The organism is Tenacibaculum tangerinum, from assembly GCF_029853675.1.
GTDB classification, from domain to species: domain Bacteria; phylum Bacteroidota; class Bacteroidia; order Flavobacteriales; family Flavobacteriaceae; genus Polaribacter; species Polaribacter tangerinum_A.
The window spans coordinates 1598815-1621405 of the sequence record NZ_CP122539.1; the positions used below are offsets into that span (position 1 = coordinate 1598815).

Genomic DNA, 22591 nt, shown 5'->3' on the forward strand with positions numbered 1-22591 from the left:
ACTGAAATGTATTTTATCTGCTAAGTAAAAATTAGGTGCTTATTTTTATCATAAAAATCGATAATGTCATCAAAATACATTACAACAGGAACAGTTTTAGATCCTAAATAATTTAAAGAATTTCCTATCTGATTTGTTTTAATTCCCATAGCATTCATTACTCTTAATAACTTACTATCACACTCTGCAAAAACAACTGAATTTTTATACTTACATACAGGTTCTAATGCTTTCACCATTAACTTTTTAAAAAGCGATCTGTTACCTTTTTTTACAGCAAATCGTCCTATATGCCATGTGTGTCTTATCGGAGAATTTCCAATAACTTCTATTGGGTTAATCTTAAAAACTCTTTGAATGGGTAAAATGTCTCTATAGTTCCATTTTACTAATCTTATAGAGCCCTGTATTTCATTATCATCATTTTTAAAAACAAAGATTCTTGAGTTTTTTAAAAAACCTACCTCTTCTTTGTATATTTCTTTATAATCACTCTTTAAGCTGATATTTGTTTCTTCATCATAGTGATAGTTAAAATTTTGTTGAATAACAAATTTTATTATTTCAGAGATTTCTTTTCTTTCGACTGGGGAACTAATATTAAAACTCATAGATACTAATTATTTATATAGTCAAATTTATCCTTAGAAAAGCAAGTTTCTACTACACTTAAGAGTAGAAAAGTAATTTATGTTAAAAAACTACTCAAAAAGGTAGTTTTTTAACACGTATTTCTTATTTTTTTATTAGTTTTACAATAAGTCCTCGAAATTTATAGTAATGAAGAAAAAAATTGATGATTTTTTCTCTATCAAAAATAGTGTTGACTCTATTTTAGATGAAGAACGAAAAAAAGCGGCTGACTATTTATCGGCTGTAAAGGCTTTTGCTAGAGTAACCTATAAAAGCATATATATAATTGATTATGAAAAGAAAGGTTTTGAGTATGTTTCTGAAAACCCTCTTTTTTTATGTGGACATACTGCCGAAGAAGTTCAAAAAATGGGGTATGCTTTTTATTTTAATTATGTAGAAGAAAAAGATTTGGACTTATTGTTATCCATTAACACAATTGGTTTTGACTTTTATGACAAACTTCCTATAGAGGATAGATTGCACTACACTATTTCGTACGATTTTCATATAGAAAATAAGGAATCTAAAAAAATATTAATCAATCAAAAATTAACACCAATATTTTTGACAAGCGAGGGTAAAATTTGGAAGGCAATGTGTATTGTTTCTTTATCTACGGAAGAAAAATCTGGAAACATAAGAATATACAGAGAGGGAGATAACATTATAAATTATTACGATTTAAAAGGAAATTACTGGAAAAAGATAAAAAAAATAGAATTAACTAAAAGAGAGAAAGAGATATTAAGATTTTCAATTAGGGGTTTTACAATCAACGAAATTGCTAAATCTATTTTTGTCTGTTCTGACACTGTAAAATTCCATAGAAAAAAACTATTTGAAAAATTAGAAGTAGCCAATATAGCTGAGGCTATATCATACACGATAAATAATAAGTTAATTTAGCATCACTCAATTGTTGACATATAAAACTCAGGAAATATTTTTAGTTTTTTATTGGTCGCTATTTTGTACAACAAGTTTGTACAAATAGACGCTACTAACCAAGATGCAACCGCAAGTTGAGGTGGTGGTAATGTTTCTTTTTCTTTCTTGTAAGATTCAACTATATCTTCAAGCCAGTTTTGAGGCTTTCCCCAAAACTTCATATAGCTTGAAACATATTCCACAACATGTAGTTCATTAAAACTCTTCTTATCTCTTACTATAGAATTTAAAGGCAAGCTACTGGAATCAATCACAACTACCAAACCTCCCCAGCCAAGATTGTAAGGGTGTAAAACTGGTATTTGTTTCTCCCTACATATTTGATCAAATAAAATAGGGATATTTGTAGTAAAATCAAGTGCATTTATTGCTATTTGATGTCCATCAATTATTGATTTAATATTTTTTTTGTTTATAAAACAATTATACGTTTGAATTTTAGCATTTGAATTAATATTTAAAAGTCTTTTTTTTAAAGCCATTACTTTACTTATGCCAATATCATCTTCAATATAATTTTGTCTATTTAAATTGGTTAACTCTACAAAATCACCATCTACAATAGTAATATTTTCAAAGCCAAATCGTAATGCACACTCCGCAATAACACTTCCTATACCTGCTCCTCCTAGTAGGATAGGAATTTGTTTAATCTTTTGCTGATCTGCATTATCAAGGTAAATTCTATTTCTATTATATCTCATTTCCAAAAATGTACAATATATTGTACAAATATAACTTTAATAAGTTACTATAACACTACTCTTTGAGGTAGTCTCTTGAAAAGCCCACAGACCTGCTTATGGTACCGATGGGGACTATTTTTCTAAACCATCTGCTGAAGATGTTTTTGAAAAAGTATACGAAATTATGCACGAAGCAAAACCAACCAAATTTAAGAGTTTGTATTAAACTCACTGTAATATAAAAAACAAAAAATACCGTGAATTTTAAATTCACGGTATTTTTTATCCCTAAGCCTATTTATTTTCGCAATAAACTATTCCCAATAGCACACTGTAAACAACGTTTTTTTGAGCAATAATTATTTTTAAGCTCCAATAAGGCTTGCGTTTCAAAAGCATTTTTTCCTTTAATTTTGAGTTCAGAAAATTTACTTATAATCGAATTTTTTTCAGGTTGTAACTCTTGTATCAAATTCAATAAACTGTCTTCTTCAACCTCTCCTCTAGCCTGCTGATACGCAAATTTCAAAGGAATGATGGTATTGATAATTAACAGATCTACAAAACCTTTAGTGAGTTTTTTAGGTGACTTCTTTGAGGTCGTTTGAAAGGTATAATGCACTTTCCAGAAATCATTTACTTCGATAGTAAACAACCCATAAATTTCTATCACGCTGTCCGCTTTCATCAAAACTGAAAACAATTTTTGATACTTATAGTACAAAGATACCAGTTGTGCTATCCGAATCGTAGGAAAGTTGCTGGGTCGCATTCTAAAAAACTGAAAATGATGTTTTGGCAATGGTTTTAGCTTGTATTTATGTTTCAGGTAGGTATATTCTTTTTGTAGTTTTTCATAATAGCTATCTTCTATTTCATCTTCTAAAAAACCTGCTTGTCCGAACAATAAAGCTGACAACTGTTCTTCCTTGAAGCGTACTTTACGCAACACAGAAAAATCAAACGATTGTGCTAGTTGTAAAAAAGCAGTTCCGTTTACTTTTAATCCAAAATTCTTAGCTAACAACTGAAATAATACCGCCTCATAATCATTATGAAACTTTTGTAACAACTCTCTAATTGCAATAGACTTGTGCTCTAATCGTTCGAAATACAAGCGCTCCAACCAGTTATTCAGTAAAAAAGAGCTTACTTCAGGTATCTGTTTTTCACAAGGAATCCAACGTTGCTCTTTTGAAAACAGTTTTTCATAGTTTTGTAAAACATCTTTTGGGGCTATTTTTTGTAGCTCTAAAGTAGTGAGTGGATGATTATTCTTCATGAAAACATCCGTATCATGTTCCCATACAACATGTAAAATAACGGCATCGTAATTCACATCTTTTTCATGATGGTGTACATACCAATCAGATGATTTTATGTGAATTTCAATATTTCCTACCCATAGCTGACGATCAATTTTCAATGTTGCATTTAAAAAATCAGGTCCAGAATTAGTGTTATATCCTCCCGAATTTATAATTTCTATAGATTCGTTTTTTACAGACTGTAAGTTGGCTTGATTAAATAATTTGTACTGCCACAAAAAATGTAGAAAATCTTCCTTCATTAGCTTTTTTATCTTACAAGATACAAAATATTCTTATAATGCTATCAATTTTTATGATTCCAAGTATTTCTCAACGACCATATATTCTACTATTTTTGTAACATCAAAATAAACCACATGAATAGCATAGAAAATTTACAATGGCGCTACGCTGTAAAAAAATTTGACGAACATAAATTTCTTTCCGAAGAACAACTCAATATTTTAAAAGAAGCTTTTAACCTAACGGCTACCTCGTACGGATTACAACCTGTTAAAATGGTCGTATTAAAGGATAAAGACGTACAACAACAATTAGTTGCTCATTCTTGGAACCAACATCAAGTGGTGCAAGCTTCTCACTTACTAGTGCTATGTATTCCTAAAACATTAACTACTACCGATGTTGAGAACTACTTTAAATTAGTAAAAGATATTCGAAATACACCTGATGAAATTTTAAATCCATTTAAAGAATTCTTAGTAAACGATATCAAAAATAAATCTCCAGAAGTATTGTTTCATTGGATGAAAAACCAGGCCTATATTGCACTGGGAAACCTAATGACTGTAGCTGCCAATGAAAAAATTGATAGCTGTCCCATGGAAGGTTTTGTTCCTGAAAAATATGATGAAATCTTAGGCTTAGAAAAATACGGCTTGCAATCGGTTTTGGCACTTCCCGTAGGTTTTAGAGCAGAAGACGACTATATGAAAGATCTTAAAAAGGTTCGTAAAAAAACAGAAGAAGTAGTTATAGAACTGTAATTTTTTAATTGTTACTTACGAATTATAAATTTGCGTGAGCTAAAAACTAAATTAGTACATTCGTACTTTATAATTCGTAAGTAACCCTATGCAACCACTACATATACTCCTCCTTATCTTAGCCTATTTCGGTGTATTAATTCTTATTTCGCACATTACAGGTAAGTCGGCAAACAATCAAACATTTTTTAAGGCAAATAACTCTTCCCCTTGGTACTTAGTTGCTTTTGGTATGATTGGCGCTTCACTATCAGGTGTTACTTTTATCTCTGTGCCGGGTTGGGTTGAAGGAAACAAAATGAGCTATATGCAAATGGTACTAGGCTATGTATTAGGGTATGCTGTTATTGGGCTGGTGTTACTTCCGCTTTATTACCGATTAAATCTAACTTCTATTTATACTTATTTAGAAGAACGTTTTGGTAGGTACTCCTATAAAACAGGTGCTTCATTTTTCTTACTCTCTAGAACTATTGGTGCTGCCTTTCGCTTATTTTTAGTGGCTTATGTATTACAACTTATTTTGTTCAATGATTATGGAATTCCGTTTTGGGTAACCGTAACCATTACCATTTTACTAATTTGGCTATATACTTTTAAAGGAGGAATTAAAACTATTGTATGGACAGATACCTTACAAACTTTGTTCATGCTAATTGCCGTTGGTGTATGTATTGTGATGATAAAGAATGAAATGCAAATTGATAATTTGTTTTCATATATCGCAGACAATCGCTTATCAAAAACCTTCTTTTTTGACGATGTAAAAGCAGGAAATTATTTCTGGAAACAGTTTTTTTCTGGAGCTTTTATTTCGATTGTAATGACAGGATTAGATCAAGATATGATGCAAAAAAACCTAACGTGTCGAAATTTAAAAGACGCACAAAAAAATATGTTTTGGTTTACTATCGTGTTAGTCATTGTAAATTTTTTCTTCTTAGCTCTTGGAGTATTGTTAACAGATTATGCCACCGCAAATGAAATCAATGCGCATAAAGACGAATTATTTCCTACCATAGCCATGAGTGGCGATTTGGGCATCGCTACGTCGCTGTTCTTTTTATTAGGTTTAATTGCTGCTGCTTACTCAAGTGCCGATAGCGCATTAACCTCTTTAACCACTTCGTTTAGCATCGATATTCTTGAAGTAGAAAAAAAGAAAGACAAAGAAGAACAGGAACGTATTCGTAAAAAAATACATGTACTTTTCTCTTTTATTTTAGTAGCCACTATCTTAATTTTTAGGTATTCCATTGCTGATAAAAGTGTGATTGCAAAAATATTTCAGTTTGCTGGTTATACCTATGGTCCACTATTAGGTTTATATGCTTTCGGATTATTTACCAAACTAGACATAAAAGATAAATTGGTACCCATAGTTTGCTTAATTGCTCCCATAGTAACTTATTTTATAAGTTTTTACAGCAAAGAGCAGTTCGGGTTTGATTTTGGTTTCTTTATACTAATAGTAAACGGATGCTTAACTTTCTTAGGATTGTTGGCCATTAAAACATCAAAAAATGCCTAAAAAAGGAAAAGCAAAAAACACAGTGAACAAAGCAAAACATACACGCTTGCTAAAACAGAAAGAAAATAAACTTCGTTTAGAAAAACAGCGAACTAAAGAACGTTTGAAGGCAATTATTAAAAAAGCAAACGAGCAAAAAGAAATAAGTACTAATACAATTTACGAATAATTTTTTCATGTACTGTCAGTTCGAGACAACAGACAAAAAATTGTCAAGCAAATGTAATGACAGCTATAGAGTTATTTTTGAAAGACAAATTACTTTGATTAACGAGAATACTAAAAAGCACCTCGTCATAAGCAGACTAGCCAAAAATAACACCGCAAGAATCGTTAAAAATTAAAATCTGTTTGGGTGGTAGCGAGTTATTTTAATTTAGACTCGAAGATGGTTATTTTTAAGTGCAGGCTGGTTAAGACTAGATTTTTTGTCTTGTTTTATCCTGAGCGTAGCCGAAGGGTTCTCATCAATGGAAAAAGAAAAACAGTTTAGAAAAAAGAGTATTCCATGTAAAATCTAAGTCGTCAAGAAAAGATGTCAATGGTAGTGGTTTTTAAGAATGGTAATGAGTTAAAAAGTATACGTTGGCTACGCTAAGTAAAGCTATCGAGAACCAAGCTTCACTTCTCGATACAAAATTGTTTTCATTTCATTCAACTAATTTTACTCGAAGAGACAATAGACCTAAATGCGAAATAAGAAACCATAAATCGTATAACAACACGGAAAGCACTTTAAAATAATAAGTCATAAAAAAAACGAGCAAAACTCGTTTTTTTTATTTATCAATAGAACCTAAAACACGTTGCATAAAACTGTTCAATGCTTCTTTTTTAGGTGTTCCTTCTTTAATCATTTTATGAACTTCAATCGCCCCATACATATTTGAGATTAGTTCACCAATTACATCCAATTCTTCATCTTTTAATGACGGAACTTCTGTAAGAGCCTCTAAAGTTTCAATGGTTTCTAATAGGTAGTCTTGGTCGTTTTCTTCAATAAATGAAGTTAAGTGTTTAATTACAGGTAATTTCATAATCAAGCAACTTCGTTTACTAAATCCTTCAATACATCAAACTTGTTTGTTTGTGTTTGATTAAAAAACTTACCATCTACAAAAGTTGCAAATGTTGGTAAATTACTCACATCGGCTAATTTTCTACTTTCAGGAAACTTTTCAGCATCAGCAATAACGAAAACTATATCGTCATTTTCAGAAGATAACTTCTTAAACTTCGGTTTCATGATACGGCAGTTACCACACCAAGTAGCCGAAAACTGAACTATTACCTTTTTGTTATCTGCGACAATTTCCGATAAATTATCTTGACTTAATTCTTGTAACATAAACTTAAAATTGATTCTTTCGAAAGGAAGGAGCTCGTGTTCGACCCCTTCACCTATCTTACACGAGCATATTTCCTTTCTTTAGTAAGTTAAATATCTTAGTTTGCTGCTAAATATGCTGCAGTTGCTTTCGCATTTGCTTGCATTGCTTCTTTACCCTCTTCCCAGTTTGCAGGACAAACCTCGCCTTTTTCTTGCACATGAGTATAGGCATCAATTAAACGTAAGTATTCGTTTACATTACGCCCAACAGGCATGTGATTTATTCCTTCATGAAAAACAGTTCCTTCTTCATCTATTAAATAAGTAGCTCTATAAGTTACGTTATCTCCTTCTACTTGAACAGTTCCTGTAGCTTCATCATAAACCTCGTTAGTGATGTCTAATATACCTAAAACAGACGATAAATTACGATTACTATCTGCTAATAAAGGATACGTAACTCCCTCAATACCTCCGTTATCTTTGCTTTGGTTTAACCAAGCAAAATGAACCTCAGGCGTATCACATGAAGCTCCAATAACTATTGTGTTTCTTTTTTCAAATTCTGATAATGCAGCTTGAAAAGCGTGTAACTCAGTTGGACAAACAAAAGTAAAATCTTTTGGGTACCAAAATAATAACACTTTTTTCTTGTTGTTAACTGCTTCTTCTAATACATTTAATTTAAACGTATCACCCATTTCATTCATTGCGTCTACATTTAAATCTGGAAACTTTTTTCCTACTGCTGTTGCCATTCTATAATCTTTTTTATTAATTAATAATTTTACCTTATTACAAAGGTATTTTGTTTCTTATCATTAAAAGAATGAATCTAAAAATATTTTTTTATCACATGATAAGAATAATCAATACTATAAAAGCATTACTATCATAAAAACAAATACAATATTTAAAATCAACAACTTAAAAAAATTAAATAAGAAAATACTATGCTGAAATAAAAAATATAGATAAAAATTATCCATTGTTTTATCGTAGATTTGAGTTTATATTCTAACCTGTAAAAAATAAACAATATGAAAGATGCTAACCCAAACTCTTCTCATAACAAAGCAAAATGTCCTTTTTCTCAAGGTGCTAACACAGAGATACATGATAATGTTATGGAATGGTGGCCTAAATCACTGAATCTAGATATTTTACATCAACACGACACTAAAACAAACCCATTAGGCAACGACTTTAATTATGCCGAAGCGTTTAAAAAATTAGACTTAGAAGCGGTTAAAAACGATCTTAAAAATTTAATGACCGATAGCCAAGATTGGTGGCCTGCAGATTGGGGGCATTACGGAGGACTGATGATTCGTATGGCATGGCATGCGGCAGGCACCTACAGAATTGCCGACGGTAGAGGCGGTAGCAATACTGGAAATCAGCGATTCGCTCCATTAAATAGTTGGCCAGACAACGGAAACCTTGATAAAGCTAGACGTCTATTATGGCCTATAAAGAAAAAATATGGTAATAAATTATCTTGGGCAGACCTCATCATTTTGGCTGGCAACATAGCCTATGAATCGATGGGATTCAAAACATTTGGTTTTGCTGGAGGACGTGAAGATATTTGGCACCCTGAAAAAGATATTTATTGGGGCGCAGAAAAAGAATGGCTAGCGCCTACTAAAAGTAGATACGACAACGATGAAAATCGTGAATCTCTCGAAAATCCTTTGGCTGCCGTTCAAATGGGATTAATTTATGTAAACCCCGAAGGTGTTGATGGAAAACCCGACCCACTTAGAACAGCAAAAGACGTTCGCGAAACTTTTGAACGAATGGCTATGAACGATGAAGAAACCGTTGCTTTGACGGCGGGAGGACATACTGTTGGAAAAGCTCATGGTAATGGAGACGATAGTGTACTAGGTGCAAGTCCTGAAGGTGCAGAAATTCAGCATCAAGGTTTCGGATGGATGAACCCTAAAGGTAGTGGAAACGCTGAAAATACAGTAACCAGTGGTTTGGAAGGTGCATGGACCACTACTCCTGACAGATGGAACCATACCTATTTTCATTTATTATTAAATCATGAATGGGAGCTAAAAAAGAGTCCCGCTGGAGCATGGCAATGGGAGCCCATTGATATGGATGAAGCAGACAAACCTGTCGATGCTCACAACCCAAACATCAAGAGAAACCCTATTATGACCGATGCTGATATGGCAATGAAAATGGATCCTGAATACAGAAAAATTTCTGAAAAATTCTACAAAGATCCTAAGTATTTTGACGAAACTTTCGCTCGTGCTTGGTTTAAATTAACGCATCGTGATTTAGGTCCTAATACACGTTACTTAGGCACTGATGCCCCTGAAGAAGATCTTATTTGGCAAGACCCGGTTCCTAGTGTAGATTATACCTTGAATGAATCTGAAATTGAAACTCTTAAAGACAAACTACTAAACAGTGGTCTTACCAGAACCGAATTGATTAATACTGCTTGGGATAGCGCTAGAACCTATAGAGGTTCAGACTTTAGAGGAGGCGCTAATGGAGCACGTATTCGTTTAGCCCCTCAAAAAAATTGGGAAGGAAATGAACCTACAAGACTAAATAAGGTATTGAATACTTTAACCGAAATTCAATCTAGCTTACACAAAAAAGTAAGTATTGCTGATTTAATTGTTTTAGGAGGAACTGCCGCTATTGAAGAGGCTGCAAAAGATGGTGGATTCGATATCAACGTTCCTTTTGCGCCAGGAAGAGGTGATGCTACTGCTGAAGTGACAGATGCTCCTTCTTTTAATGCCTTAGAACCCATACACGATGGATACAGAAATTGGTTGAAGAAAAATTACAATGTAAAGCCCGAAGAATTATTATTAGACAGAACACAACTTATGGGACTTACCGCTCCTGAAATGACCGTTTTAATTGGAGGAATGCGTGTCTTAGGAACCAACTACGGAAACACAAAACACGGTGTATTTACTGATAATGAAGGCGTACTGAGTAATGATTTCTTTGTAAACCTTACCGATATGAAATTTTCTTGGAAACCAGTAGATGACAACCTTTACAACATTGTCGATCGTAAAACAGGTGCTACCAAATGGACAGCTACAAGGGTGGATTTAATTTTTGGTTCAAATTCAATTCTTCGATCGTATGCTGAAGTATATGCACAAGATGACAACAAAGAAAAATTTGTAAAAGATTTTGTTGCTGCATGGACTAAAGTAATGAATGCTGACAGGTACGATTTAGCATAAATACTACTCAAAATAAAAACAAGGAAAGAAGTAAAAAAATCCTTCTTTTTTTGAGAAAAAAACTTCTCAACTCCTTTATTTATGGCAACTGAGTTAATATTTAAACGTATAGAGTCAAACACTTAAATAAGACTAATTTATCTTTGTGTTTAAAGTAATTAATAGCAATCTAAAAAAAATATTATGAGTAACGAGAGCAACAGTATTTTTGGTTTATTAGTAGGAGCGGCAATAGGCGCTGGCTTAGGTATCTTATTTGCCCCCGATAAGGGAAGTAAAACTAGGCAAAAAATAGCGGATGGAGCAGCCTCAGCAAGAGATACTATTGTGTCTGAAGCAACACATCTTAAAGAGGAAGTTGCACAAAGAGCTGAAACCTTAAAAAATAATGTTTCAGACACATTACAAAACAAAAGCAACACGTTAGAAGAACAATTAGACACGATAGTTACAGATGCTAGCTACAAAGCTGATGATGTGATTTCAGAATTAGAAAAAAAGTTAAAAGTGTTAAAAGCAAAGAATAAAAAATTACAAACAAAGTAATGTCTATTTTCGAATCATTACATAACAATTCAGACAAAGCAATTGAAAAGGGTAAAGAATTTATCAAATACTCTGAAAAATATTACAAGCTTAAAGTTTTTCAGGTATTAACGTATACTTTAGCCCTAGTATTTAATTTTGCTATTATCGGCATTTTTTCGCTCATTGCTTTTGTGTTTTTTGCTGTAACCATGGCAGCAACTATAGGAGAATATCTAAACAGCATGGTGTTAGGATACCTAGTAGTAGCTTTGTTGTTTATTTTATTAGCGTTAATAGCCTATCTTTTAAGAAAGAATGTAGAGTCTTTCATTATAAAAAACTTATCAAAGAAATATTTTGACGATGAAGAAATATTATAAAAATAATAGTGAGATACAAAGAGAACTAAAGCTACTAAAGTTAAAACGAGATATTTCTCTAGAGGAAATAAAGCTTGTGAAAAGGCAATTTCAAGAAGACTTATCGCTCAATAGTTGGTTAAAAACAGCACTTCAAGCTTTTGGTAAATTCGGTATTTTTAATCTAACCAGAAGAATCTTAAGGTAATAAAATATCCCTAGCAGTTAGTTACTTCTAGGGATTTTATTTTATTTGCTAGCAAATAGGCACTTTCAGAAAACAGATTGTTTTCTGAGATTTAAGAAAAATCGGTATTCGAATTTTACAAATTTAATCCCGATTTTTGATTTTAGTGGCTTTTTTGAGTTTCTTCAAGGTAAAATTTTAGGAAAAAGATCCGACAAGACATACCTCTCTCATTAACCTTATTTTTGGGCTTTAAAATTAGGCTGTTTTTTTGTCTATTTCTCTCGCTTTTCTACGACCAATTTCAAGTGCGTTCCCTGTGTGTATTCCAAAGAAAATCCAAAGAATCTCATTTTTTTTAGTTTTAGCCTTTATCTTTTTTAAATGATAATGTTCTTTATCCTTACCAAAAGACCCTTCTAATCTTGTAGCTCTTTCTTTGGAAATAATAGCTCTAAGTTTCTGTTTTTCTTTGTGGTTTTTAGATTTTTTCCCCTTAGGAATAAAGTCTGTTTGTATAGCTTTAGAACTACAGTATTTTCTGTTTTTATTGGTGGCATAAATTTTATCTGCTCCAGCTATTTTTACTTTCTTTCGAGTTAATCCTTGCACTTTTTGAACCGTTTGTATAAAACGATTTCCCTCGTGAAAAGCATTAAAATTGATGTGTTCTATAAAACTAATCCCGTCTATTTGAACTTTGTTCACTTTTGCTCCAAATTCAACAGGTTTTACTTCTTTTCCCCTGACAATAGGACGAATATAATCCTTATGAATACTCACAATTCTATCCTTTATTTTCTCTCCTGTATCAAAGTGATGCTTTTGTTGCTCGTAAATCTTTTGAATTGTAGTTATTCTCTTATAATATTGTGGGGTAAACTCTAGGTTAGAATGGATTTGTAGTTCTTTTTCAAAATTGATAAACTTCAATAGTAATTTTAATAATGCTCTAGTTAATGAGATTCGTTTTGATTTGGTTTTTCTTCGCATTTTACTAAACCCTTGATACCGTTTCTTCCATTTCAAATACTTACTTCGAATCATTTTAACTCCTAACACTGAGCAGGTTTTTTGTAGTTGTTTATAAAGCCAATGCACAGACTGCCAAAGTAATTTTTGAATGCTAGGATAAGATAGTTCACTCTCATAACAAGTTGCATCCATAACTATTTGATTGGCGCTCTCTATTTGACCTTTCCAAAAAGAAAAAAGAACTTTTTCAACTGAACTAATCTCTAATTTCTCTGATAATTCACAACGTATTTGACTTACTATTTTATAATTGGTCAAACGTTCAAATCCTAGTTCAATATCACAAAAAAATTGATAATCAAGATTAGAATTTAATTGCTCTATTAATTTCTTATCTGAACAATTAGCGTAATGCTTCAAAAACATTAAACCAAGCCTCCCTTTAGGACTAAAAAGATAGTTTCGCCCTGTTGATTGTTCGTGGATACCAAAAGTATTTACCAAATCATCCCAAGGAATAGCAGCATGGATTTTGCCTAAATCTCCCTCTAAAAAACGTGCATAATGAGCATCATAATTCTCGCTTAGGGGAAAAAATTGAAATACGGTGTTGCATTTCAGAAATTCTTCGTATTTTCATAATTAAGTAATGTGAAAACCCCGTTTTTTGCCTTTTTAGGTGATTTTCGGGGTTTGTTTTGAAGATAAGGTACAACAAATCCCCTGTAAAAACAAGGGATTTCTATTTTATGAAAGTGCCCAAATAGTTTTACATCATTCTCTGAAACTTTCTTTTCACCTAAAATAAGTAACCGCTCAACTACATTTCTCAACTCTCTTATATTACCTGTCCAGTCGTAATCTTGTAATTTTTTAATCGCTTTTTCTTCAAATTCTTTTTTAGGCATTCCTTGCTCTTCCGAGATTTTGTTAGCAAAAAAATCTACTAATAAAGGAATATCTTCTCTCCTATCATTCAGTGCAGGTACTTTAATTAAAATTACAGCCAATCGATGGTATAAATCTTCTCGAAAGCGTCCTTCTTCAATTTCTTTCTTTAAATCTTTATTCGTTGCGGCAACTACGCGTACATTCACCTTGATATCTTTATCAGAACCTACACGCTGAATTTTATTTTCTTGTAATGCACGCAAAACTTTGGCTTGCGCCGACAAACTCATATCACCAATTTCATCTAAAAAAATCGTTCCTCCGTTAGCAGCTTCAAACTTCCCTGCTCTATCTTTGTTTGCCCCTGTAAAACTTCCTTTTACATGCCCAAACAATTCACTTTCTATCAATTCTGTAGGAATAGCAGCACAATTCACTTCGATCATAGGTGCTTTTGAACGATCTGATTTTTCATGCAGCCAATGCGCTACCAATTCTTTTCCAGTTCCATTAGGTCCTGTAATTAACACTCTAGCATCGGTACCTGCAACTTTTTCAATAATTTCTTTAATATGAGTAATGGCATCACTTTCACCAATCATTTCATAGTTTTTACTCACCTTCTTTTTTAGGCGTTTGTTTTCTACCACCAGTTCTTTTCTGTCTAATGCATTCCTCACCGTATTTAACAAACGGTTTAAATCTGGTGGTTTCGAAATATAATCAAAGGCTCCTAATCGCATCGTGTTTACAGCAGTGTCTAAATCTCCATGACCAGAAATCATTACCATGGGTATTTCTGGTTTTAACTTTCGAGCTTTTTCTAACACCTCAACACCGTCCATTTTAGGCATTTTAATATCACAAAGTACCAAATCGTAATCTGTTTTTTTAATCATTTCAATTCCTTGCAAGCCATCTTCGGCTTCTTCAACTTCATAAGAATCGTTTTCTTCAGAAATAATTTTTTTTAATACTCTGCGAATTGCAGCTTCATCTTCGATTAATAATATTTTAGCCATACGTTATTTATTCTTTTAATACATTTTTGTGAGGTACAATAATTAAGCCACTATTCCTTATTCCTTATAATATGAATATCTCTTTGAGGAAATGGAATACTTATATTGTGCTCTCTAAACAATTCGTCTATTCTGTATCGAATATCACTTTGTGGGATGAGCGCCTGAAAACTATCGCCTAAGGTAAACACTAATTTAAACTCTAGAGCACTATCTCCAAAGTTTTCAAAAACCACCATGGGCGCTGGATGTTGAAATACTTTTGGGTGTTCATTTGCCGCTTTTAACAACAACTTTTTAACCAACGCTACATCACTTCCGTATGCCACTCCAACTGTAACACTTTCACGAGTAGTCGTTCCGTTTTGAGTCCAGTTATATAAACTATGAGTTAAATATTTGTGATTAGGAATTACCAATACTTTATTTTCAATAGTTACCGCTCTTGTGGTTCTTAACTTAATTTCTTCAACTCTACCAATCTTTCCTTCTAACTCAATAATATCTCCAACATGCACACTCTTATCTAGAATGATAAAAACTCCAGAAATAATATCTTGAAAAAAAGTTTGCAAAGCCAACCCAACACCGATTAACAATGCAGATGAGGCTACTAAGATAGCGCTCAAATCTACACCCGCTGAACTCAATACTATTGAAAAAACAATTACGTATGCCAACCAGCTGGTAAATGAAAAAATGGTGTCAAATTTATTTTTATCTTCTTTATCTAGTTTCTTTCTAGCAATCATTTTAAGATACTTCAGCAAGAACTTAACAAGAATTAAACCTATAATTAAAGCTAAAACTGTCTGTACTGTAATATCTACGTCTTTCCCACCCATGGGAATTCTAACATTTAAAAAATCAGTTACTTCTTTTATAATTTCTTTCATAAAGTATTAATTATCCACTGTAACGAATCCACTTCCATAAATCTTTATACGTTGGTTTTTTTCCGTACATTAAAATTCCAACGCGATACACTTTGGCAGCAATCCATACAATTACGATAAAAGTAAGAATTAATAGCAACATAGAAATGGCTATTTCCCACCAAGCTACTCCAAACGGAATTCTCATAAGCATCACAATGGGTGATGTGAACGGTATATAAGAAAACACAACCGATACTGGGCCGTGAGGATCATTTATTACTGTAGCAAAACCTACATACACCGCTAACATTAAGGGTAACATAATAGGCATCATAAATTGTTGTGTGTCGGTTTCATTATCTACCGCAGCACCAATGGCTGCAAACAAAGAGCTATACAACATATACCCTCCAAGGAAATAAAAAATAAATAAGAAGAACATTTTTACTAAGGGCAACCTAAAGATTTCTTGCACAATCATTTCTCCTTTATTCATTGCTGTTTGTTGAATAGCATCTAGTTGCTCAGAAGAAACTTTTGCCGATTGCATTTCCATCATATCAACTCCGAAGAAAGATGATGCTATCAAACCAAGCACTAAAAACAACACTCCCCAAATAAAGAACTGTAATAAGCCAGCAGAGGCATTTCCTATAATTTTTCCTAGCATTAATTGAAAAGGTTTTACTGAAGAAACAATCACTTCAATAATTCTACTTGTTTTTTCTTCAATAACACTCCGCATCACTGAAGTACCGTAAATCATAACAAACATCATGAGTAAATACCCTGCAATAGTACCCACACCAATTTTTAATCCGTTGATGAGTTTTGATGATTTTTCGCCAGAAAAATCAAACATTTTTATTTCTGATGAAATTTTAGACTCTTCAATATGAGCTATATTTATACCAAAACCCTCTAACTTCTTATGGCGTAGTTCTTTGTCGATACTATCTTCTATACTTTCTATTACCGACATACTAGGAGAATCTTTAGAAAAAAACTCAATTGATTTTGCCAATACTTCTAAACTATCTTGTTTCGGAATGTATAACGCTCCGTAATAATCTCCATCTTCCACCTTCTTTTTTGATTCTTCAATTCCTAAAGCTGTAAAATCTTGGTATTTTACTGTTTTTGAGTCTTTAAAAACATCTTTAAAAAAAATGCCTGAATGATCAACATATACTATTTTCTTAACCTTATCATCGTTTTTTTTCATTAAGAATATTACCAAAGCCCCCATACCAATCATTAACAACGGACTTAAGAAAGTCATAACGATAAACGATTTATTTCTAACTTTAGCAATAAACTCGCGTTCTATAATTAATCGTAATCTTTTCATTGGTTAACTGTTTTTTTGAATTGCTTGAATAAAAATATCATTGGCACTTGGTATTAACTCTACAAAATGCTGTACTTCTCCTTGAGTGGTTAAATAGGATAGTAAATCGTTTGCTGAATTTCCGCTGGTTAATTTTACGTTTAGTTTTAGTCCGTCATTTAACAACTTAAAATCCGCAGGCAATACCGTAAATTTTTCTCTGAGCTTCATTTCAACCTCTTTAGCTTTCGATGTTGCCAAGCCCACTTGAAAGGTATTGGTTCTAAATTCTTTTTTAATATCTTCTAGTTTCCCATCTAAAATTTTATTCGACTTATTGATTAAAGCGATATAATCACACATTTCCTCTACACTTTCCATTCTGTGAGTAGAAAAAATTATGGTCGCTCCTTCATCACGCAACTGTAATATTTCTTTTGCTATCAATTTTGCATTGATAGGATCGAATCCAGAAAACGGCTCGTCAAAAATTAATAATTTAGGTTGATGCAGCACGGTAACAATAAATTGCACCTTTTGCGCCATTCCTTTTGAAAGTTCTTCAATCTTCTTATTCCACCAAGCACCTATGTCGAACTTATCAAACCAATATTTCAATCGTTTTTTTGCTTCAGACCTACTCAATCCTTTTAATTGAGCTAAATACAACGCTTGTTCTCCCACTTTCATACTTTTATATAAACCGCGCTCTTCTGGTAAATATCCTATATATTCTATATGGTTAGGAGCTAGTTTTTCTCCATCTAAAATAATTTCACCAGCATCGGGCATGGTTATCTGATTTATAATTCGGATTAACGATGTTTTTCCTGCCCCATTAGGTCCAAGTAATCCAAATACACTTCCTTTAGGAATATGCATGGAAACGTTGTTTAATGCCGTATAATCGCCATAGCGTTTTACCACATTATTTACTTCTAATAAATTGTTCATAGATTTTATAGTTGATTAATTACCGCTTGTTTAAAAACAGTAGCGACAAACTTACATATTTTTATACTCAATTAGTATACTCTTATTGCCAAACGTTACAAGTTTAATTTTTTGTTAAATTTACTATGCATGCATAATTTTTTTGCAGAATACTATGCATGCATAATAAATTTTTATATATTTGGCATCGATGGACAAAGACAAATCAATAGATCACCAATTAAGAGCTACGTGGCAAGCAGTTGCTAAAATGTATAATGAGCAAGCCGCAAAGCACGATAGTACGATGGCTACAGCTTTTGCTTTGTTGAATATAGATTACGAAAATGGAACCCCTTCGACAGCTTTAGGACCGCTAATGGGAATGGAGCCTACCAGTCTTTCTCGTTTGTTAAAAACCATGGAAGACAAAGGAGTTATATACCGTGAGAAAAATCCTAATGACGGCAGAAGTGTTATTTTAAAACTTACCAAATACGGTAAAGAAATGCGCCAAGTTTCAAAAGGGCACGTATATCAATTCAATAATAAAGTAAGGGAACATATTACAGAAGAAGAATTAAACACCTTCTTTAAAGTAACAACAACTATAAACAAATTAATTACAGATAAGTTGATATATGATGAAAGTATCAATAAAGAAGCTGTATAAAAACAAACTAACAAACAAATGGCAAGAAGAATTAAAAAAAGTAGCAATTATCGGTTCTGGTATCATGGGCTCAGGTATTGCATGTCATTTTGCTAACATTGGCGTTGAAGTCTTATTACTAGACATTGTTCCAAGAGAACTGACCGACCAAGAAAAAGCAAAAGGACTTACCTTAGAAGACAACGTAGTTCGTAACCGTTTGGTAAATAATGCGTTGGCTGCTTCACTAAAATCAAAACCCTCACCTATCTATCATAAAAAATTTGCAGATAGAATTACCACTGGAAATCTTGAAGACGATTTACACAAAATTAAAGAGGTAGATTGGGTAATGGAAGTAGTTGTAGAACGTCTGGATATCAAAAAAAGTGTATTTGAGCAAGTTGAAAAATACCGTACTCCTGGTACGATCGTTTCTACAAATACGTCTGGTATTCCTATTAAATTCATGAACGAAGGACGTAGTGAAGATTTTCGTAAGCACTTTGCAGTAACACACTTTTTTAACCCTCCTCGTTATTTAAAATTATTTGAAGTTGTTCCAGGTCCAGACTGTAAACAAGAGGTTACAGACTTTTTGATGGAATACGGCTCTAAGTTCTTAGGAAAAACTTCGGTATTAGCCAAAGATACCCCAGCATTTATAGGCAACCGTATTGGTATCTTCGGAATCCAATCGTTGTTTCATCAAGTAAAAGAATTAGGCTTAACGGTTGAAGAGGTTGATAAATTAACAGGACCTGTTATCGGACGCCCTAAATCAGCTACGTTCCGAACAGTTGATGTGGTTGGCTTAGATACCTTAGTGCATGTTGCGAACGGTATTTATGACAACTGTCCTAACGATGAAGCACACGACTTGTTTAAGTTGCCAGACTTCATCAATACCATGATGGAAAATAAATGGTTAGGAGATAAAACAAAACAAGGGTTTTATAAAAAAACAACCAATGCTGAAGGAAAACGTGAAATTTTAGCATTAGACCTAGACACGATGGAATACCGTCCGTCTAAAAAAGCAAAATTTGCAACCCTTGAGTTAACGAAAACAATTGATAAGCCAATTGACCGATTTAAAGTGTTAGTTGGCGGAAAAGATAAAGCGGGAGAATTCTACCGCAAGAACTTTGCAGCTATGTTTGCCTATGTTCAAAATAGAATTCCAGAAATTTCTGACGAATTATATCGAATTGACGATGCCATGAAAGCAGGTTTCGGTTGGGAAAATGGTCCTTTCGAAATTTGGGATGCTGTAGGAGTTGAAAAAGGTATCGAATTAATGAAAGCTGAGGGTAAAGAACCTGCTGCTTGGGTAACAGAAATGGTAGCCAAAGGAGAAACCTCTTTTTATACTGTTAAAAATGGCGCTACGTACTATTACGATTTAGATGCCAAAGAGCAAGTAAAAAAACCAGGACAAGAAGCTTTTATTATCTTAGATAACATTCGTAAAACCAAAGAGGTATTTAAAAACTCTGGGGTAGTTATTGAAGATTTAGGAGACGGCATTTTAAACTGTGAGTTCCAATCGAAAATGAATACCATTGGTGGCGATGTGTTGGCTGGATTAAACAAAGCGGTTGATTTAGCTGAAAAAGACTTCCAAGGTTTGGTTATTGGTAACCAAGCTGCGAACTTCTCAGTAGGTGCCAATATCGGAATGATTTTTATGATGGCGGTTGAGCAAGAGTACGACGAGCTAAATATGGCAATCAAATATTTTCAAGACACCATGATGCGTATGCGTTACTCTGCAATTCCTACGATTGCTGCTCCTCACGGAATGGCGTTGGGTGGTGGATGTGAATTATCATTACACGCCGATAAAGTAGTAGCTGCTGCTGAAACCTACATCGGATTGGTAGAGTTCGGAGTTGGTGTAATTCCTGGTGGTGGTGGTTCTAAAGAAATGGCTTTAAGAGCACAAGACTTATTCCACACAGGCGATGTTCAATTAAACGTATTACAAGAGCACTTCTTAACGATTGGTATGGCAAAAGTAGCGACTTCAGCCTATGAAGCCTACGACCTAAACTTACTACAAAAAGGAAAAGATGTGGTGGTTGTAAATAAAGACCGTCAAATTGCAGAAGCGAAAAAACACGCTGTGCTATTAGCTGAAGCAGGCTATACACAACCTGCAAAACGTAAAGATGTTTTAGTATTAGGTAAGCAAGCCTTAGGAATGTTCTTAGTAGGAACAGACTCTATGGAAGCTTCTAAGTATATTTCTGAACACGATCAGAAAATAGCGAATAAACTAGCCTATGTAATGGCTGGAGGAGATTTATCAGAACCAACCAAAGTTACTGAGCAGTATTTATTAGACCTTGAACGTGAAGCCTTCTTAAGCTTAGCTACAGAGCGTAAAACGTTAGAGCGTATTCAGCACATGTTAAAAACTGGTAAACCTTTACGTAATTAAAATTACTATGCTATTAGCCTCTAGCTGTTAGCAAATAGCTAAAAGCCAATAGCCAAAAGCAAGAAAATATGAAAACAGCATATATAGTAAAAGGATATAGAACCGCCGTAGGGAAATCTAAAAAAGGGGTGTTCAGATTTAAAAGAGCTGACGAATTAGCGGCTGAGACCATTAAATATATGATGGGGAAGTTGCCAGAATTCGATGTAAAACGTATCGACGATGTGATTGTTGGTAACGCAATGCCAGAAGGTTCTCAAGGGTTAAACATGGCGAGAATTATTTCGTTAATCGGATTGGATTCTGTAGATGTTCCTGGAGTTACCGTAAACCGTTTTTGCTCATCTGGATTAGAAACAATTGGTATGGCCGTAGCAAAAATTCAATCTGGAATGGCAGAGTGTATTATTGCTGGTGGAGCAGAAAGTATGAGTTCTGTACCCATGACAGGTTTTAAACCAGAATTAAACTACGATATCGTAAATGCAGGTCACGAAGATTATTATTGGGGAATGGGTAATACTGCTGAAGCAGTGGCACAACAGTTCAACGTATCTCGTGCAGATCAAGACCAATTTGCTTACAAATCACACATGAAGGCTTTAAAAGCCTTAGATAGCGATCGTTTTCAAGACCAAATAGCACCAATCAATGTAGAAGAAACCTATATTGATGCTAACGGAAAGCGTGCCACAAGAAATTATACTGTTACCAAAGACGAAGGACCACGACGTGGAACTAGCGTAGAAGCCTTGGCAAAATTACGTCCCGTATTTGCTGCAAATGGTTCGGTTACCGCTGGTAACTCATCACAAACAAGTGACGGAGCAGCTTTCGTAATGGTCATGAGTGAAGATATGGTAAAAGAATTAGGTATCGAGCCAGAAGCTCGTTTGGTAAGTTATGCAGCAGCTGGTGTACCACCTCGCATTATGGGAATTGGTCCTGTTGCAGCCATTCCAAAAGCCTTAAAACAAGCAGGTTTACAACAAAGTGACATTGAATTAATTGAATTAAACGAAGCATTTGCTTCACAATCATTAGCCGTTATTCGTGAGCTAGACTTAAACTCGGATATCATTAATGTAAATGGTGGAGCAATTGCTTTAGGTCATCCATTAGGATGCACCGGAGCGAAATTATCGGTTCAGTTATTCGATGAAATGCGTAAGCGTGAAATGAAAAACAAATACGGAATGGTAACCATGTGTGTAGGAACAGGGCAAGGTGCCGCAGGTATTTTTGAATTTCTTAGCTAGTAAGAGTAAAGAGCATAGAGAAAAGAGAATAGATTTTTAATGAACACTAGCAAAAGACATAATTATAAAAATTTAAAGATTTGGCAACTAGGATTAGAAATTGCAAATGACATTTCTGATGTATTAGTAGAGTTGCCAAAACATGAACGTTATTATTTGTCTTCTCAAATGAGTAGGTGTTCTGTTTCTATGCCTAGTAATATTGCGGAAGGTTCAGCAAATACCAATAAATCATTTAGCAACTATTTAAATATTGCTTTAGGTTCTTCTTTTGAACTAGGCACACAATTACTAGTTGCTTTCCATAGAAAATATATTAACCAAGAAACATTAACAATACTTGAAGAAAAAATAGAAGAATTTCAAAGAATGACAATGAGTTTTCAAAATACTCTTACCTAGTCTTTTTTCTATTCTCTATTTTCTCTTTTCTTAAAACTAATA

21 protein-coding genes and 1 pseudogene are annotated in these 22591 nt (G+C 33.5%); 11 read left to right on the forward strand and 11 right to left on the reverse strand.

Going from position 1 to position 22591, the window contains the following annotated elements:
* Positions 1-20: 20 nt before the first annotated feature.
* Positions 21-611, reverse strand: a complete 591-nt coding sequence (locus P8625_RS07005) for a hypothetical protein (RefSeq protein WP_279652745.1) — start codon at positions 609-611, stop codon at positions 21-23.
* Between the two features lie 169 nt (positions 612-780).
* Between P8625_RS07005 and P8625_RS07010 the strand changes: the two genes are divergently transcribed.
* A complete protein-coding gene (locus tag P8625_RS07010; protein WP_279652746.1) occupies positions 781-1542 on the forward strand; it encodes a helix-turn-helix domain-containing protein in 762 nt (253 codons plus the stop codon).
* 2 nt (positions 1543-1544) lie between these two features.
* On the opposite strand, the gene P8625_RS07015 is transcribed toward P8625_RS07010, so the two are convergent.
* The gene (locus tag P8625_RS07015) at positions 1545-2288 is read right to left on the reverse strand and encodes a ThiF family adenylyltransferase (RefSeq protein ID WP_279652747.1); all 744 of its coding nucleotides are present in this window, start codon (positions 2286-2288) and stop codon (positions 1545-1547) included.
* Between the two features lie 280 nt (positions 2289-2568).
* Complete coding sequence (locus tag P8625_RS07020) at positions 2569-3840, reverse strand: DUF2851 family protein (RefSeq protein ID WP_279652748.1); 1272 nt, start codon at positions 3838-3840, stop codon at positions 2569-2571.
* 117 nt (positions 3841-3957) lie between these two features.
* Here P8625_RS07020 and P8625_RS07025 point away from each other — a divergent pair, with 117 nt between their 5' ends.
* The 3 genes from P8625_RS07025 to P8625_RS07035 all read left to right on the forward strand — a co-directional run bounded on the left by P8625_RS07025 (position 3958) and on the right by P8625_RS07035 (position 6287).
* Positions 3958-4587: an NAD(P)H-dependent oxidoreductase gene (locus P8625_RS07025; RefSeq protein ID WP_279652749.1), complete on the forward strand. Its 630-nt coding sequence runs from the start codon at positions 3958-3960 to the stop codon at positions 4585-4587.
* 88 nt (positions 4588-4675) lie between these two features.
* On the forward strand, positions 4676-6118 hold the full coding sequence (locus P8625_RS07030; protein ID WP_279652750.1) for a sodium:solute symporter: 1443 nt from the start codon (positions 4676-4678) through the stop codon (positions 6116-6118).
* Positions 6111-6287, forward strand: coding sequence for a hypothetical protein (locus P8625_RS07035; RefSeq protein WP_279652751.1), 177 nt, complete (start codon positions 6111-6113; stop codon positions 6285-6287). The genes P8625_RS07030 and P8625_RS07035 overlap by 8 nt, the downstream gene beginning before the upstream one ends.
* A gap of 610 nt (positions 6288-6897) precedes the next feature.
* Here P8625_RS07035 and P8625_RS07040 read toward each other — a convergent pair.
* The 3 genes from P8625_RS07040 to P8625_RS07050 all read right to left on the reverse strand — a co-directional run bounded on the left by P8625_RS07040 (position 6898) and on the right by P8625_RS07050 (position 8206).
* A complete protein-coding gene (locus P8625_RS07040) occupies positions 6898-7155 on the reverse strand; it encodes a DUF6952 family protein (protein WP_279652752.1) in 258 nt (85 codons plus the stop codon).
* Between the two features lie 2 nt (positions 7156-7157).
* On the reverse strand, positions 7158-7466 hold the full coding sequence (locus tag P8625_RS07045; RefSeq protein ID WP_279652753.1) for a thioredoxin family protein: 309 nt from the start codon (positions 7464-7466) through the stop codon (positions 7158-7160).
* A gap of 98 nt (positions 7467-7564) precedes the next feature.
* Positions 7565-8206, reverse strand: a complete 642-nt coding sequence (locus P8625_RS07050; protein WP_279652754.1) for a peroxiredoxin — start codon at positions 8204-8206, stop codon at positions 7565-7567.
* Between the two features lie 282 nt (positions 8207-8488).
* On the opposite strand from P8625_RS07050, the gene katG reads away from it, so the two are divergent.
* The 3 genes from katG to P8625_RS07065 all read left to right on the forward strand — a co-directional run bounded on the left by katG (position 8489) and on the right by P8625_RS07065 (position 11595).
* Complete coding sequence (gene katG / locus P8625_RS07055) at positions 8489-10687, forward strand: catalase/peroxidase HPI (protein ID WP_279652755.1); 2199 nt, start codon at positions 8489-8491, stop codon at positions 10685-10687.
* A gap of 183 nt (positions 10688-10870) precedes the next feature.
* The gene (locus tag P8625_RS07060) at positions 10871-11233 is read left to right on the forward strand and encodes a YtxH domain-containing protein (protein WP_279652756.1); all 363 of its coding nucleotides are present in this window, start codon (positions 10871-10873) and stop codon (positions 11231-11233) included.
* Positions 11233-11595 (forward strand): hypothetical protein, encoded by a 363-nt coding sequence (locus tag P8625_RS07065; RefSeq protein ID WP_279652757.1) that lies wholly within the window; start codon positions 11233-11235, stop codon positions 11593-11595. Before P8625_RS07060 ends, P8625_RS07065 begins: the two co-directional genes overlap by 1 nt.
* A 424-nt stretch (positions 11596-12019) precedes the next feature.
* Here the strand turns inward: P8625_RS07065 and P8625_RS07070 are convergent, their stop codons facing one another.
* The 5 genes and pseudogenes from P8625_RS07070 to P8625_RS07090 form a co-directional block, all read right to left on the reverse strand.
* Positions 12020-13240 carry a transposase gene (locus P8625_RS07070; protein ID WP_279652134.1) on the reverse strand — a complete coding sequence of 407 codons (1221 nt, stop codon included), beginning with the start codon at positions 13238-13240 and terminating at the stop codon, positions 12020-12022.
* Between the two features lie 257 nt (positions 13241-13497).
* Positions 13498-14649: pseudogene (locus tag P8625_RS07075) on the reverse strand (sigma-54-dependent transcriptional regulator); the annotation flags it as partial.
* A gap of 50 nt (positions 14650-14699) precedes the next feature.
* Positions 14700-15545 (reverse strand): mechanosensitive ion channel family protein, encoded by an 846-nt coding sequence (locus tag P8625_RS07080; RefSeq protein WP_279652759.1) that lies wholly within the window; start codon positions 15543-15545, stop codon positions 14700-14702.
* A gap of 10 nt (positions 15546-15555) precedes the next feature.
* Positions 15556-16878 carry an ABC transporter permease gene (locus P8625_RS07085; RefSeq protein WP_279652760.1) on the reverse strand — a complete coding sequence of 441 codons (1323 nt, stop codon included), beginning with the start codon at positions 16876-16878 and terminating at the stop codon, positions 15556-15558.
* A gap of 3 nt (positions 16879-16881) precedes the next feature.
* Positions 16882-17811 (reverse strand): ABC transporter ATP-binding protein, encoded by a 930-nt coding sequence (locus P8625_RS07090; RefSeq protein ID WP_279652761.1) that lies wholly within the window; start codon positions 17809-17811, stop codon positions 16882-16884.
* A 190-nt stretch (positions 17812-18001) separates the two neighbouring features.
* On the opposite strand from P8625_RS07090, the gene P8625_RS07095 reads away from it, so the two are divergent.
* From P8625_RS07095 to P8625_RS07110, 4 genes are all read left to right on the forward strand, one after another.
* Positions 18002-18463 (forward strand): MarR family winged helix-turn-helix transcriptional regulator, encoded by a 462-nt coding sequence (locus P8625_RS07095; protein ID WP_279652762.1) that lies wholly within the window; start codon positions 18002-18004, stop codon positions 18461-18463.
* Entirely contained in the window at positions 18435-20888 is a 2454-nt protein-coding gene (locus tag P8625_RS07100) for a 3-hydroxyacyl-CoA dehydrogenase/enoyl-CoA hydratase family protein (RefSeq protein ID WP_279652927.1), read from the forward strand. The genes P8625_RS07095 and P8625_RS07100 overlap by 29 nt, the downstream gene beginning before the upstream one ends.
* Positions 20889-20956: 68 nt before the next feature.
* On the forward strand, positions 20957-22147 hold the full coding sequence (locus tag P8625_RS07105) for an acetyl-CoA C-acyltransferase (protein WP_279652763.1): 1191 nt from the start codon (positions 20957-20959) through the stop codon (positions 22145-22147).
* Positions 22148-22186: 39 nt separating this feature from the next.
* Positions 22187-22549 (forward strand): four helix bundle protein, encoded by a 363-nt coding sequence (locus P8625_RS07110; protein ID WP_279652764.1) that lies wholly within the window; start codon positions 22187-22189, stop codon positions 22547-22549.
* The last annotated feature ends 42 nt before the right edge of the window (positions 22550-22591 follow it).